This window comes from Mumia zhuanghuii, assembly GCF_042681565.1.
Classification (GTDB): domain Bacteria; phylum Actinomycetota; class Actinomycetes; order Propionibacteriales; family Nocardioidaceae; genus Mumia.
In genome coordinates this window covers 17,624-32,069 of the sequence record NZ_JBHUFT010000008.1, presented here as the reverse complement: position 1 = coordinate 32,069, position 14,446 = coordinate 17,624, and the positions used below count along the sequence as shown (strand labels likewise).

15 protein-coding genes are annotated in these 14,446 nt (G+C 70.3%); 7 read left to right on the top strand and 8 right to left on the bottom strand.

Annotated elements, in window-relative coordinates; genetic code table 11:
* The first annotated feature begins 16 nt into the window (after positions 1 to 16).
* From ACFSDF_RS08440 to ACFSDF_RS08415, 6 genes are read left to right on the top strand one after another with little or no spacing between them, the layout of a single operon-like run.
* Positions 17 to 724, top strand: a complete 708-nt coding sequence (locus tag ACFSDF_RS08440) for a uracil-DNA glycosylase (protein WP_465264192.1) — start codon at positions 17 to 19, stop codon at positions 722 to 724.
* A 31-nt stretch (positions 725 to 755) separates the two neighbouring features.
* A complete protein-coding gene (locus tag ACFSDF_RS08435; RefSeq protein WP_243842875.1) occupies positions 756 to 1,922 on the top strand; it encodes an AI-2E family transporter in 1,167 nt (388 codons plus the stop codon).
* A gap of 59 nt (positions 1,923 to 1,981) precedes the next feature.
* The gene (locus ACFSDF_RS08430; RefSeq protein WP_167001535.1) at positions 1,982 to 3,019 is read left to right on the top strand and encodes an iron-containing redox enzyme family protein; all 1,038 of its coding nucleotides are present in this window, start codon (positions 1,982 to 1,984) and stop codon (positions 3,017 to 3,019) included.
* Positions 3,016 to 3,270: a CDGSH iron-sulfur domain-containing protein gene (locus ACFSDF_RS08425; RefSeq protein WP_167001534.1), complete on the top strand. Its 255-nt coding sequence runs from the start codon at positions 3,016 to 3,018 to the stop codon at positions 3,268 to 3,270. Before ACFSDF_RS08430 ends, ACFSDF_RS08425 begins: the two co-directional genes overlap by 4 nt.
* Positions 3,267 to 4,445, top strand: a complete 1,179-nt coding sequence (locus tag ACFSDF_RS08420; RefSeq protein ID WP_167249023.1) for an alcohol dehydrogenase catalytic domain-containing protein — start codon at positions 3,267 to 3,269, stop codon at positions 4,443 to 4,445. Before ACFSDF_RS08425 ends, ACFSDF_RS08420 begins: the two co-directional genes overlap by 4 nt.
* Positions 4,446 to 4,490: 45 nt before the next feature.
* Complete coding sequence (locus ACFSDF_RS08415) at positions 4,491 to 4,961, top strand: DUF6328 family protein (protein WP_167001532.1); 471 nt, start codon at positions 4,491 to 4,493, stop codon at positions 4,959 to 4,961.
* On the opposite strand, the gene ACFSDF_RS08410 is transcribed toward ACFSDF_RS08415, so the two are convergent.
* The 8 genes from ACFSDF_RS08410 to ACFSDF_RS08375 all read right to left on the bottom strand — a co-directional run bounded on the left by ACFSDF_RS08410 (position 4,962) and on the right by ACFSDF_RS08375 (position 11,219).
* Positions 4,962 to 5,651 carry a GAF and ANTAR domain-containing protein gene (locus ACFSDF_RS08410; protein ID WP_167001531.1) on the bottom strand — a complete coding sequence of 230 codons (690 nt, stop codon included), beginning with the start codon at positions 5,649 to 5,651 and terminating at the stop codon, positions 4,962 to 4,964.
* A 125-nt stretch (positions 5,652 to 5,776) separates the two neighbouring features.
* Positions 5,777 to 6,697, bottom strand: coding sequence for a glycosyltransferase family 2 protein (locus tag ACFSDF_RS08405; RefSeq protein WP_377157076.1), 921 nt, complete (start codon positions 6,695 to 6,697; stop codon positions 5,777 to 5,779).
* 85 nt (positions 6,698 to 6,782) lie between these two features.
* Positions 6,783 to 7,055, bottom strand: a complete 273-nt coding sequence (locus tag ACFSDF_RS08400; protein ID WP_167001529.1) for a DUF4235 domain-containing protein — start codon at positions 7,053 to 7,055, stop codon at positions 6,783 to 6,785.
* Between the two features lies 1 nt (position 7,056).
* Complete coding sequence (locus ACFSDF_RS08395) at positions 7,057 to 8,298, bottom strand: DNA topoisomerase IB (protein ID WP_377157074.1); 1,242 nt, start codon at positions 8,296 to 8,298, stop codon at positions 7,057 to 7,059.
* A 5-nt stretch (positions 8,299 to 8,303) separates the two neighbouring features.
* Complete coding sequence (locus ACFSDF_RS08390) at positions 8,304 to 9,128, bottom strand: sigma-70 family RNA polymerase sigma factor (protein WP_167002340.1); 825 nt, start codon at positions 9,126 to 9,128, stop codon at positions 8,304 to 8,306.
* A gap of 119 nt (positions 9,129 to 9,247) precedes the next feature.
* Positions 9,248 to 10,006, bottom strand: coding sequence for an MBL fold metallo-hydrolase (locus tag ACFSDF_RS08385; protein ID WP_167001526.1), 759 nt, complete (start codon positions 10,004 to 10,006; stop codon positions 9,248 to 9,250).
* Positions 10,003 to 10,584 (bottom strand): hypothetical protein, encoded by a 582-nt coding sequence (locus tag ACFSDF_RS08380; protein WP_167001525.1) that lies wholly within the window; start codon positions 10,582 to 10,584, stop codon positions 10,003 to 10,005. Before ACFSDF_RS08380 ends, ACFSDF_RS08385 begins: the two co-directional genes overlap by 4 nt.
* Positions 10,585 to 10,676: 92 nt before the next feature.
* The gene (locus ACFSDF_RS08375; protein ID WP_167001524.1) at positions 10,677 to 11,219 is read right to left on the bottom strand and encodes a MarR family winged helix-turn-helix transcriptional regulator; all 543 of its coding nucleotides are present in this window, start codon (positions 11,217 to 11,219) and stop codon (positions 10,677 to 10,679) included.
* A gap of 57 nt (positions 11,220 to 11,276) precedes the next feature.
* On the opposite strand from ACFSDF_RS08375, the gene icmF reads away from it, so the two are divergent.
* Positions 11,277 to 14,399: a fused isobutyryl-CoA mutase/GTPase IcmF gene (gene icmF / locus ACFSDF_RS08370; protein WP_167001523.1), complete on the top strand. Its 3,123-nt coding sequence runs from the start codon at positions 11,277 to 11,279 to the stop codon at positions 14,397 to 14,399.
* Positions 14,400 to 14,446: the final 47 nt, after the last annotated feature.

Genomic DNA, 14,446 nt, shown 5'->3' with positions numbered 1-14,446 from the left:
CAGGAGTGACTCGCGAGTGCGCGGAGAGCGACTCGCTACGCTGACGGGCGTGCCTGCCCCGCTGAGCCAGCTCGTCGCCCCCGACTGGGCCGAGGCCCTCGCGCCCGTCACCGACCACGTGACGGCGATGGGCGACTTCCTCCGCGCCGAGGTCGCCGCCGGCCGGACCTACCTCCCCGAGGGCGGCCACGTGCTCCGTGCGTTCACCGAGCCGTTGGGCGCGGTCAAGGTGCTCGTCGTCGGCCAGGACCCCTACCCGACCCCGGGCCATGCCGTCGGCCTGTCCTTCTCGGTCGCCCCGCACGTCCGGCCCGTCCCGCGGAGCCTGAGGAACATCTTTGCCGAGATGTGCACCGACCTCGGCGTGACCGAGCCGACGTCGGGCGACCTCACGCCGTGGGCGAAGCAGGGCGTCCTCCTGCTCAACCGCGTCCTCACCGTCCAGCCGGGCAAGCCCGCCAGCCATCGCGGCAAAGGCTGGGAGCCGGTCACCGAACAGGCGATCAAGGCGCTCGTCGCGCGCGACCGGCCGTTGGTCGCCCTGCTCTGGGGCCGTGACGCCCAGTCCTTGCAGCCGTGGCTCGGCGACACCCCGGTCATCGCCTCTCCTCATCCGAGCCCGCTGTCGGCATCTCGGGGGTTCTTCGGCTCCCGTCCGTTCACGCGGGTCAACGAGGCACTCGTCGCCCAGGGCAGCACCCCTGTCGACTGGCGCCTCCCCTGAGAACATTGACCGATGCCCTAGCCTCGGTCGCGTGACCCGAGAACGCTCCGCCGTCCTGGCCAGTGGCTTCAGCAAGCTCGCGCGCTGGTCCTGGCAGCTCATCGCCATCGCTGCCGGCCTGTTCGTCCTCGGCTGGATCATCGGCAAGTTCTGGATGATCGGCTACCCCGTGATGCTCGCCCTCGTGGTGACCACGCTGCTCGGTCCGCCGGCGGCATGGCTCCGCGCACGCGGCGTGCCGGCCGCGCTGGCGGCCACCATCACGGTCGTCGGGTTCCTCGCGACGCTCTCCGGCGTGGTCGCCGTCCTGGCTCCGCAGATCACTGGCCAGGCGGGCGAGATCGCGGCCGAGGCCGCACGAGGACTGCAGGTCCTCCAGGACTGGGTCCAGGACGGACCGCTCGGCGTCACCGACACCCAGCTCGAAAACGCAGTGAACGCCGTCGAGGACTGGCTCCGCAACAGCGCCGCGTCGATCAGCGCGGGCGCGATCTCGACGATCGGAGCCGCCACCGGCGTCCTCATCAACACCGTCCTCGTGCTCATGCTGACGTTCTTCTTCGTCAAGGACGGGCACAAGTTCCTCCCGTGGATTCGCCGTACCCTCGGCGGCAGCGCCGGTGTCCACGTCAGCGAGGCGAGCAGCCGTGCATGGGACACGCTCGGTGGCTTCATCCGTACGCAGGCCCTGGTGTCGTTCGTCGACGCGGTCTTCATCGGCATCGCCCTGGTGGTGCTCGACGTGCCGCTGGCGATCCCGCTGGCCGTGATCGTCTTCTTCGGTGGCTTCATCCCGATCGTCGGTGCTTTCGTCACCGGAGCGCTGGCCGTCCTGGTCACGCTCGTCACCAACGACTTCGGCGACGCGGTGATCATGCTCATCGTGATCGTCGCCGTCCAGCAGCTCGAGGGCAACGTGCTGTCGCCGTGGCTGCAGGGCAAGGCGATGAACATCCAGGCCGCCGTCGTGCTGCTCGCCATCACGGCCGGCAGCTCGATGTTCGGGATCACCGGCGCGTTCCTCGCGGTGCCCGTCGTCGCGACCGTCGCGGCGGTCTTCCGCTACGTCAACGAGCAGATCGCCATCGCGGCCGGCGATGCGCCGCCGGAGGGCGGGGTCGCTCCTCCCGGCCAACCCGTCCCCGAGCCGGACGAGGACGGCGCCACCGCAGGAAAGCAGCCGCCGGAGAAGGTGTGACGATGCGCCCAACGGGTACCTCACGCGAGGACTGACCTTCTCGTGCCCAGGAGCTGTCGATGCACCTTCCCGCCGCCCGCGGTCCCCTCAGCGAACGGCTCATCCACCTGCTGCGACGAGATCAGGACGGCGACTCGGGCCGGCTGGCGAGCGCCGCGGTGTCCGAGGTCACGGACGAGGATCCCTCGCCGCTGACGGACGCGGACCATCAGCTCAGCCTCTGGATGCTGTACGAGTTGAGCTTCCGTGGGTTCGACGACGTCGACGACCGGTGGGAGTGGGCGCCCGAGGTGGCCGGCCTGCGCGCGGTCCTCGAGGCGCCGTTCGAGCGGGCGCTGCGCGAGGCCGCCGCGGACTGGCTCACCCGAGCCGAGGCGTACGAGGGCGGAGTCGCGGAGCAGATCTTCACGCTCACCGAAGACTTCGACGAGGGGCCCGACCTCTCCCGGTTCATCCGCCGGGAAGCGACGCCCGAGCAGGTGCGTGACTTTCTGCGCGAGCGCAGCGTCTACCACCTCAAGGAGTCCGACCCCCACACGTTCGTCATCCCGCGCCTGAGCGGCCCCGCGAAGGCGCACCTCGTCGAGCTGCAGTACGACGAGTACGGCGGCGGCCGCGTCGGGCGCCTCCACCACGAGCTCTTCGCCGCGACCCTGCGCGCCTCCGGGCTGGACGACGCGTACGGCGCCTACGTCGACGACGCAGGCGCGTCGACCCTCGCCGGGTCGAACGCCATGTCGCTGTTCTGCCTGCACCGCCGGCTGCGTGGTGCTGCGATGGGACACCTCGCCGCCTTCGAGGCGACCAGCTCGATCCCCTGCCGTCGGATCGCCGCCGGGCTCCGGCGCGTCGGGTTCGGCGAGGAGGCGGCGCACTACTACGACGAGCACGTCGAGGCCGATGCCGTGCACGAGCAGCTCGCCGCTCGGGAGATCTGCGGCACGCTCGTGTCGTCCGGCGACGTCGACCCCGCGGAGGTCCTGTTCGGCGCCGTCACCTGCCTCACCCTCGACGCCCGTCAGTCGGAGGCGCTGACCGGCAGGTGGAGCGACGCTGAGGCGCGCGACGAGGCCGTACCGGCAGGAGCCGGCGCATGACGCGCCGTACCGACCGTGAAGCGCCGGTCGAGGTCGTCCTCTGTCCCGACGGGCCAGCCCTCGTACGCGGCACGGCGTCCCCTGTGGACGTCGTCGTCCCCGACGGCGCGGCGGCGAACGCCCGCCCCGTCAGCGCACTCTGTCGTTGTGGTCGTACCGGCCGCGACCCGTGGTGCGACGGCACACACAAACTCGCCGGCCGTCGCCGCCGCGCCTCGACCGATCGCGAGAACGGGAAGGACGAGACATGAGAGCAGTGACCTGGCAAGGCCGTCGCGACGTCCGCGTCGAGACCGTGCCCGACCCCCAGATCCACGAGCCGACCGACGCCGTCATCCGCGTCACCAGCTCCGGCCTGTGCGGGTCGGACCTGCACCTGTACGAGGTCCTCACCCCGTACATGACGCCGGGCGACGTGCTCGGTCATGAACCGATCGGGATCGTCGAGGAGGTCGGCAGCGCGGTCGACCGCCTCGCCGTCGGCGACCGCGTGGTCGTCCCCTTCCAGATCAGCTGCGAGGCCTGCTGGATGTGCGAGCGCGGGCTGCAGAGCCAGTGCGAGACGACGCAGGTGCGCGCGACCGGCAAGGGTGCCGCCCTGTTCGGCTACAGCTCCCTCTACGGGCAGGTGCCAGGGGGCCAGGCCGAGCTGCTCCGGGTCCCGCTCGCGGACACCACCGCCGTACGGGTCGAGCACGGACCGCCTGACGACCGGTACGTGTACCTCTCGGACGTGCTTCCCACCGCCTACCAGGGCCTGGAGTACGCCGCCGTCCCCGACGGAGGGACGCTGGTCGTCCTCGGCCTCGGCCCGATCGGGCAGATGGTGGCACGCCTCGCCGTGCATCGCCAGATCCGGACGGTCGGTGTCGATCTCGTCCCCGACCGACTCGCCCGCGCCGCCCAGCACGGTGCCGAGGTGCTCGACGCGACCGACGGCGGAGTGGCCGAGCGCATCCTCGAGCTGACGGCTGGTCGTGGGCCCGAGAGCGTCGTCGACGCCGTCGGGATGGAGGCGCACGGCTCGCCGGTCACCAAGGCCGCCCAGACCGTCGTGGGGCTCCTGCCCGACGTGCTGGCGAGACCGCTGATGGACCACGTCGGCATGGACCGCCTCTCCGCCCTCGTGACGGCGATCGAGATCGTCCAGCGCGGAGGGACGATCAGCCTGTCCGGCGTGTACGGCGGTGCCGCCGATCCCCTCCCCATGCTCGACCTCTTCGACAAGCAGGTGCGGCTGCACATGGGACAGGCGAACGTTCGCCGGTGGATCCCGGAGCTCCTCCCGCTCGTGGAGGACTCGGGCGACCCCCTCGGCGTCGAAAGCTTCGCAAGCCACCACCTGTCCTTGGACGAGGCTCCCGAGGCGTACGCGACGTTCCAGCGCAAGGACGACGGCATGCAGAAGGTCCTGTTCCGGCCATGAGCCGAACGGAGGGACCGCGCCCACTGCCCGCCGTACCGTTGACGCATGCCTGACCCGGCGCTGCATCCCGAAGAATCGCGGGACGCGCGGCTGACCCGCAACTGGAACGAGCTGCTCCAGGAGCTGCGCGTCGCACAGACCGGTGTCCAGATCCTGACGGCCTTCTTGCTCACGCTTCCGTTCACCTCCCGCTTCGAGGAGCTCAGCGACGCACAGGAAGGTGTCTATCTCGCCGTGCTGTCGGGCTCGGTGGCCGCGACCGCCCTGCTCGTGGCCCCGGTCGCGATGCACCGCGCCCTCTTCCGCAAGGGGCAGCGGCCCTGGCTCGTGACGGCCGCGCACCTGTGCGCGATTCTCGGGCTCGTGGCGCTGGCGCTGACGGTTTCTGGAGTGATGTGGCTCGTCTTCGACGTCGTCGTCGGCCCGCCGGGGACGTGGATCGCCTTCGTCATCACCCTCGCGCTGTTCGGAAGCCTCTGGATCGGGCTGCCGCAGCTCAATCGCCGCACACGGTGACTAGGTGATCGGCGGCAGAGTACGGGTAGAGACGAGCATCTCGGCGACGGTCCGTAGCTTGAGGTTGTGATGCTGCGAGTAGCGTCGAAGCACCTCGAAGGCCCGCGTGTCGTCCAGATCGAACCGCTCCATGAGGATCCCCTGCGCCTGGCCGATCAGCTTGCGGGCGTCGAGGGCATAGCCGAGGTTCGCCTGGTGCTCCGCCTTGGCGATCGCGAGTGCGGCGTGCCGGGCGAACATGTGCGCGAGCGCCGCGTCGTCCTCGTCGAAGAACCGGCGCTCCGTGGAGTAGAGGGACACCACGCCGATCCGCTTGTTGTCGGGAGCGAGGCTCACCCCGAGAAGACTCGTGTGGCCGAGATCCGCGACCGCGCTCGCCCACCTCGGCCACCGCTTCTCCTCGCCCAGGTCACCCGAGCGCAGGGTCTGGTCCCAAGAGTCGGACAGGCACGGGCCCTCGCCGAGCTCGATCTGCAGCTCGTCCGCCTTGACGGCGACGTCTCCGGTCGCCGCGACCGTCTCGAGCCTGCCACGGCCACGGATCATCGTCACGGCCGCATGGTCCATCTCGAGGATCTCGCACAAGTACTTGATGACCTGCTCGGCCGTCTCCTGCGGGGAGTCCGCCGTGTGGAGCTCTTCGACGATCTCCAGCAGCTGCTCGTGTTGTTCGAGGCGTTCGTCGTTCACGGGTTGTGCCCTCCTGATGCGCGTCGAGGGCTGTCCTCTTCTGAGACGAGCGTAGTCCCCCCTCGGGCGCGCGAATACCACGGAGTGGTAGTTCCTGCACGCCCGACGTTAAACCGTGTGCTGGCTCACGCCTGCCTTGCTCGGTGTTCGAGTCCCGGCAGTCCGCGTTCGGAGACGAGGTCGAGGATGCGGGCCTGGGTCTCGGTGTCGGAGCCGACGGTCCGGCGCCGCGCCATCGCCCGAGGCAGGCGGAGTACGGCGTCGAGGACGCCGAGGGCGCTCCCACTCCCCTGTCGCACGTGCCGCCATGCCCTCCGCAATGCCACCCGCACAGGACGACGCATCACCGCGGTCAGGACCTCGTTGCGCGCCAGCCGACGCGTCAAGGCACCGCCGGCGCACTCGCGGGATGCAGGGTCGTGGCGCGCCACCACGTCGTGCAGGTAGCAGAGCCGGCGACCGCTGTCCGCCATGTCGAGGGCCACCCGCTCCTCCTCTCCGCCGAGCTCCAGCACGGCATCGAAGCCGCCCACGTCGAGGAGAGCCGACCTACGGACGACCACGGCACCCGCCCTGAAGTCGAGGACGCTGGTCCCGGGGACGTCGGGAAAGCGCGGCAACGGCGACCGTCCCACCGCCTCGCAGAACGGGTCGAGGTGCGCGTCCACCCCGACCAGCACGCGTGCCGCGATCACCCCGATCTCAGGGTGGGTATCGAGGACGTCGGCCGCGAGGTCGAGCGAGCACGGCGCCCACCAGGAGTCGTCGGCAGCGAAGGCGACGTACGGCGTCTCTGCCGCTTGCGCTCCGATGTTGCGGGCGACCGCACCGACATCGTCGGCGAGCTCGATCACCTGCGCGTGCGGGGCGATCGTACGGACGAGATCAGCGGATCCGTCGGTCGAGGCGTTGTCGACGACGATGAGCGGGGCGGCGTGCTGCGGGACGGTCCGTGCGAGGCGTTCCCGGCCGTCGTGGGTGATGACGACGGTCGTCACGCGCTCGGTGGACTTCGATGAAGGAAAGCTCGTCGTGGGGGTCGTCATGCACTGTCGGTGCCCACGTGACGCGCTGTCATTCGGACGGGGCCGGCCGACGCCGTGCTCGCGTGCGGAGGACTGCCGGTGAGGGTCACTCGCCCGGCCACTCGCCGGTGAACCGCTCGAACCCCTTCGCGCCGGCGCGGTCGATGACGGCCTTGATGACCGCATAGATCATGCCCTGGATCGCGGCTGCCGCGAGCAGCTCTCGCCAGCCGTAGTCGGACGCGAGCGGGTTCGGTGTCTGGTCCTCGTCCGAGACGCGCTTCCACACGCGCTTGAAGATCATCCCGGCGATCAGGCCACCGGCCATGCCGGAGATGAGTCCGACGGGACGGTATGCGAGCTTGGCTGCCTTCGGCATGTCAGTTCTTCCTCTCGTCGCCGTGCTCGGGCCGATCGTGCTCGGGCTCATCCGGCTCCGGTTCGTTCGGCTGAGGGGTCTCGGGATGGACACGCGGGTCGGTGTCGGGATCCGTGACGGGATCGTCGTGCGTGGGCTCGGTCCTGCCAGGGGTCTCACCACCGGCCTGTACCTTCTCGATCACCGTCTTCGTCATGGCCGACGGGTGCCCAGGTGGCGTACGTTCATGCGTCAGCGGTCGTCGGACAGCAGCGTGAGCACCGCGCGCTCGACCGCGGCTCGCCCGTCGGGCCGGTCCGCGCGCGCACCCATCCTCTGCAGGGCGGGTGCGATCGTGACGCCGTCGTCGAACAGCTCCACGACGCGCGGGTTCACGTACGACGCGTGCGACGGCCGGGGTGTTCCCGAGCTCGGCAGCGACCGCGCGCATCGCGTCGGCCACAGCGCGGCTGCGGGCGCGCGGCGTGCAGGCCTCGTCCACGACGCGCGCGAGCGCCACCGAGGCGTCCACGGTGGCGTGCCACGTCCGGAAGTCCTTGGCCGTCATGTCGTCGCTGACGACATGGCGCAAGTAGTCGTTGACGTCCGCGCTGCGGATCTCGTGCCACGCGCCGGCCTCGCGGTACGCGAGCAACGACTCGCCGCCACGCCGTCGGCGCATCGCGGCGACGGCCTCGTACGCCAACCGGTCCTCGATCACGACGCGCTGGGAGACGGCGCCCTTGCCGTCGAACGAGAACTCCATCGAGGGCGGGTCACGGTGCAGCACCACATGGTCACGCCGAAGCGTGGCGAGACCGTACCCACCATCCTCGTCGACGTACTCGACGTTGCCGACGCGGAACAACCCGCGGTCGAGAAGCCGGAAGGTCGTCGCGAGTGCCCGTACGCGCGACAGCCCTTCCGTACGCAGGTGCGCCCTCACCCGCCGCCGCGCGCGCGGGAGCTCGGCGGCGACCTCGAGAACCCGTTCGTGCTTGCGCTCCTCCATGAGGGCGCGCCAGCGCGGGTGGTAGAGGTACTGGACGCGACCTGCCGCGTCCCGGCCGGTCGCCTGCAGGTGGCCTGACGGCCAGCGGCAGATCCACACCTCTTCCCAAGCGGGCGGGATCGCGAGCGCGACGCAGCGGGCGCGGTCGTCGGCCTCCAGCACCTTCCCGTGCTCGTCGAGGTAACGAAAGCCTCGACCCGCCCGCTTGCGCGTCCACCCGGGCTCCTCGCGGGAGACCGTACGGAACCTCATGTGCGCTACGCCGCGAGGACCCCGTCGCCGAGCTCCTCGCGAAGCTGCCTCGTGATGCGGCTGAGGATCCTCGAGACCTGCATCTGGGTCACGCCCAGACGCCCGGCGATCTGCTCCTGCGTCCACCCGTTGAAGAACCGCAGTGCGAGGGCCTCACGGTCGCGCGGGCACAGATTGCGTACGAGCGGCGCCAGCGCGACCCGCTGCTCGGTGCGGTCAAAGGCATCGTCGCACTCGCCGAGGACGTCGGAGAGGGTCGACTCGCCGACCGTGCCAGGCGACTCCAGCGACGAGGGCTGGTAACACCCGTCGGCGGCCATCGCCTCGCGCACCTCGGTGACATCGAGCCCGAGCCGCTCGGCGAGGATCTCGGGCGACGGCGGCTCGCCCAGCTCCTGCAGCAGCTCCTCGGTGCATGCCGAGATCTGCGCTCGTGCCTCCTGGATACGGCGCGAGGGGCGAACCATCCAGCAGCTGTCGCGGAACCACCGACGGACCTCGCCGCGGATGGTCGGGACGGCGTAGGTCAAGAAGTCGTAGCCGCGCTCGGGGTCAAACCCGTGGGCGGCCTTCGCCAGCCCGACGTAGGCGACCTGCTCGAGATCTTCGACGGCTTCGCCACGGTGGCGGTAGTGGGCGGCGACCGCCCTGGCCACGCCCATGTTGGCCTCGATCAGGCGCTCGACGATCTCGGCGCGCTGCATCTCGTCGGCGTCGACGAGAGCCTCGCACAGCTCGTCGGTGACGGTACGACGCTCAGCCCGGCTGAGGTCGTGCGTGGGATCGAGAGGTCGGACGGCGATTGTGCTCGTGCTCGTGAAACCAGACATTGCCACGCTCCATCGTTCGATGGCGAGTCGTGGCACACTGTTTGACCACTCGAAGTCGTACTACCCATTCCTAGCACGCGGCGGACGAGCCTGTCGAACCGCCGGAGGGCCAGGAGGCCCTATGGGCGGGCGATGCTCGCCGTCGCGCGCGCCCGCTCGGCGGCCTCACGCATCGATCCCGACCACGCCGGGCCGTGGCCGGGGAACAGCGTGCCGGCGTCCACCTCGGCGATCTCCTCGAGGGAGTCCACGGTGGCGCGCCGGTCGTGCGAGAAGCCGCGCGGGATCAGCTGAGGGCCGTGCAGGCTCGAGACCGCGTGACCGGTGATGAGCGCGTCGCCGCTGACGAGCACGCCCGACCCCGGCAGGTGGAACGCGGTGTGGCCGTCGGTGTGCCCCGGCGTCGGGACGGGGACGGGAGCACCCGGCAGGTCGAGGCCGGTCTGGGGGTACGCACGTGCCTGCGGGATGCCTTCACGGTCGGTCCCGTCGAGCCGCATGATGTCGGAGAGCCAGGCGAGGGCGCCGTGACGCCACAGCAGCAGCGGGATGCGGGCGGGGCCGAGCTGCTGGAGGTAGTCGCGGTGGGCGTGCGGCACCTCGACCGGCCCCGTCCAGACGTCGATGTCGTAGGTCGGCGCGAGACGCGCGAGCGCGCCGAGGTGATCGACGTGGGCGTGGGTGAGGAGCGCGCCGCGCACGTCGCTCATCTGGTGCCCGATCTCGCGGACGGAGCGTTCGACGTCGGCAACGTTCGCCGGGTAGCCGCCGTCGATGAGCGTCAGATCGTGCCCGTCCTCGACGAGCACCCAGTTCACGTGCGCTGTCGAAACGAGGTAGGCGTCCCCGACACGCGTCATGGTGTACGGCGTCGTCATCCCTGCTCCGTTCGTTGTGCCTTCGTCCTCGACACTGGCACGTCTGCGGCGTCCGGCGTGGGCTCCTTGCGCGAACGCACCGCCTCGTATCGCGCGAGGCACCACGCCCAGCCCTCGCGCAGCCACGACGGCGACGCCGGGTCGGTGGCGCAGACACGCATGGAACCCGCCGTGCGCATCGCTGACCAGAAGCACACCGGCAGCGGGCCGAACGCGACCGCGAGGACGACGAGCACCAGCCCGATCACCGTCCCCGCCGCGGCGTCACCCATCAGCAGGACAGGGGCCAGCCACAGGGCGACCGCGACGACCCCGCAGCTCACGAGCGCGATCTCGGCCCGGGTCCACCGACCCTGCACGCGGGTGACGAGCAACGCCACGCCCGAGAGGGACACGACCCCCACCAGGAGCGGCGCCGGGTGGAAAGCCAGCGGGACCAGCAGCACCACGAACGACGTGCCCGCGACGTAGAGCGAGGAGATGAGAACGGCCAGCCCCCATGCGGGTCCGACCACGGCGCCGGCGAACGCCAGGATCTCGAGGAGCGTGAGAGGTGCGTTGGTTCGCACGGGACCCACCGACCGCCTCCGTCCCCCTGAGAATCCACTCCGGGCGGGCCGCGCCGACCACCCGTGGACGCCGAGAACCTAGTGGCTCGCGAGGCCGACCGTCAACTTGATGTCGAGGGTTCTGGACGCTCGGGAAAGTCGCCCGCGGAGGCGCGGAGACGTCGCAGCAGGTCGAAGGCCTGGTCCTGCTCCGCAGGCGACAGTCCGGTGATCGCGAACTCGATAGACGTGAGCGCCTTGGTCGCCTCACCGACGAGGGCGCGACCCTCGTCGGTGATTCGCGCGCGGGTGCGTCGCCGGTCGTCGGGATCGGGCTCACGGCGGACCAGCCCCTGTGCCTCGAGGCGGTCGATCGCGTTGGTGACGGAGGTCGGGTGGACCATCAGGCGCTCGCCGATCTTGCTGAGCGGGAGATAGCCCTCACGGCTGAACGTGAGCAGCACGAGCGCCTCGTAGCGGGCGAAGGTGATGTCGTACGGCTTCAACGCCGCGTCGAGCTCGGCGAGGAGGAGCTGCTGGACCCGCATGATCGAGGTCGCCAACCGCATCGCGGTCGCGTCGCCGAAGTGCTCGGTCCACAACGCCCCGGCACGCTCGATGGGGTCGAACGGCAGGCGAGGCTGAGTTGTTGCCTGGGCTGGCATGGCGCTCACCCTAACCGACTCTCGACAATACTTGGACGTCCGACTATTTTAGATCCTATGGATTCAGAGGATGCACTCCGCGTACGCGTCGTCACTGCCTCGAGCCTCTTCGACGGCCACGACGCCTCCATCAACATCATGCGGAGGATCCTGCAGTCGCAGGGGTGCGAGGTGATCCACCTCGGGCACAACCGCTCCGTCTCGGAGGTCGTCGACGCGGCGATCGAGGAGGACGCGCACGGTGTCGCCGTGTCCTCGTACCAGGGCGGTCACGTCGAGTACTTCGAGTACCTCGTCCAGCTGCTCGCCGAGCGCGGCGCCGGGCACGTGAAGGTCTTCGGCGGCGGCGGTGGAGTGATCGTGCCCGCCGAGATCGCCCGGCTGCGCGAGAGCGGCGTGCTCATCTACTCGCCCGAGGACGGTCAACGCCTCGGCCTGCCGGGGATGATCTCCGAGGTCGTCGAGGCCTGCCGCGCCGACCTGTGGGCACTGCACCAGCCCGACGCCGACGCCGTGCTCGCCGGTGACCGGGTCGCGCTCGCCCGCGCGATCACCGGCGCCGAGCAGGGCCGCCTCGACGGCGCGCTCGGCGAGGCCGTACGCGCGGCGGCCGACGTGTCGCCCGCCCCCGTCCTCGGCATCACCGGCACCGGCGGCTCGGGCAAGTCGTCGCTGACCGACGAGCTCGTACGACGCCTGCGCACCGACCAGCAGGACAAGCTGCGCATCGCCGTCCTCGCGGTCGACCCGACGCGCCGTCGCGGCGGCGGAGCGCTGCTCGGCGACCGGATCCGCATGAACGCCCTCGACGGCGTCCACACGTTCTTCCGCTCGCTCGCGACCCGTGGCGCCCACGAGCTTCCCGAGACGCTGAGCGACGTCCTCGCCGTCGTAAAGGCAGCCGGCTACGACCTCGTCGTGCTCGAGACCCCCGGCATCGGCCAGGGCGACGCCGCGGTCGTCCCGTACGTCGACGCGTCGCTCTACGTGATGACGCCCGAGTTCGGTGCCGCCTCGCAGCTGGAGAAGATCGACATGCTCGATCTCGCCGACGTCGTCGCGATCAACAAGTTCGAGCGCCGCGGAGCCGCCGACGCGTTGCGCGACGTCGGCCGACAGCTGGTCCGCAACCGCGAGGCGTTCGGCGCCCGGCCCGAGGACATGCCCGTGTTCGGCACGTCGGCGGCGACGTTCAACGACGACGGCGTCACCGCGCTCTACCAGGAGCTGGCGCGGCTGCTGGGCAAGCACGGTCTCGCGCTCGAAGACGGCGCGCTGGCCCGTGTGGACGTGCGGCACTCGACGCGGTTCGCGCAGGTCGTGCCGGCCGCGCGCGTGCGCTACCTGTCCGAGATCGCCGACACGGTCCGCGACTACCACGCCGCGACCGAGCAGATCGCCGGCGCCGCCCGGCAGGCGCAGTCCGCCGCCGACGTCGCCCACGCCCTCCCCGACGACGACACCGTGGCGTCATACGCTGCGAGGGTCCAGGGCCACGTCCCGGATGACGTCCGGGAGCGGATCCTCGGGTGGCCCGAGGTCGTCGCGTCGTACGCCGAGCACACCCGCGAGTCGCTGTCGGGCATCTCGGTCCCCCGCGTCGCGCTCCCCCGTACGACCGACCACGGCGACCTCGTGCGCTACTGGCGTCGCGAGAACCTCCCCGGTCACTTCCCGTACACCGCCGGTGTCTTCCCGTTCAAGCGCGAGGGCGAGGACCCCGCACGGATGTTCGCCGGGGAGGGCGACCCCTTCCGTACGAACCGGCGCTTCAAGCTGCTCTCCGCCGACGGTGAGGCCACGCGGCTGTCGACGGCGTTCGACTCGGTCACGCTGTACGGTCGCGACCCCGACGAGCGCCCCGACATCTACGGCAAGGTCGGCACCTCCGGCGTCTCGGTCGCGACTCTGGACGACATGAAGGCGCTGTACGACGGGTTCGACCTGCTCGCGCCGACGACCAGTGTCTCGATGACGATCAACGGCCCGGCGCCGACCGTGCTCGCGTTCTTCCTCAACACCGTGATCGACCAGGCGCGCGAGCGCGGGGTCTCTCCCGAGGAGGCACTGCGCACGGTCCGCGGGACGGTGCAGGCCGACATCCTCAAAGAGGACCAGGGCCAGAACACCTGCCTGTTCTCGACCGAGTTCAGCCTGCGGATGATGGCCGACGTGCAGGAGTGGTTCATCCAGAACGAGGTGCGCAACTTCTACTCGGTGTCGATCTCCGGATACCACATCGCCGAGGCCGGGGCCAACCCGCTGAGCCAGCTCGCGTTCACGCTCGCCAACGGCTTCACGTACGTCGAGTCCTACCTCGCGCGCGGCATGGACATCGACGACTTCGCCCCCAACCTGTCGTTCTTCTTCTCCAACGGCATGGACCCTGAGTACTCCGTGATCGGCCGTGTCGCCCGCCGCATCTGGGCGGTCGCCATGCGCGAGCGGTACGGCGCGAACGCGCGCTCGCAGAAGCTGAAGTATCACGTCCAGACCTCCGGCCGCTCGCTGCACGCGCAGGAGATGAGCTTCAACGACATCCGCACGACGCTCCAGGCGCTGATCGCGATCTACGACAACGCCAACAGCCTGCACACCAACGCGTACGACGAGGCCGTGACGACCCCGACCGAGGAGTCCGTACGCCGTGCGCTGGCGATCCAGATGATCATCAACAAGGAGTGGGGCCTCGCCAAGAACGAGAACCCGCAGCAGGGGTCGTACCTCATCGACGAGCTGACCGACCTCGTCGAGGCGGCCGTGCTCGCCGAGTTCGACAAGATCACCGAGCGCGGGGGCGTCCTCGGGGCGATGGAGACGGGCTACCAGCGCGGCAGGATCCAGGACGAGTCGATGCTGTACGAGCACCTCAAGCACGACGGGAGGCTCCCGATCATCGGTGTCAACACCTTCCGAAACCCGCGGGCCGAGGAGGAGCACGGGCCTGTCGAGCTGGCGCGCGCGACCGAGGACGAGAAGAGGTCCCAGCTCGCCCGGGTCCACGCGTTCCAGGAGGCGCACCGGGAGGAGGCGCAGGCGGCGCTGGCTCGGCTGAAGGCCGCGGCCGCCTCTGACGACAACGCGTTCGCGGTGCTGATGGACGCCGCGCGGGTGTGCTCGTTGGAGCAGGTGACCGAAGCGTTCTTCGAGGTCGGGGGCCAGTACAGGCGCAACGTCTGAGCGTGACCTGCTCGCATGGGCCCGAGCGAAGTGGGTACTGCCCCTGG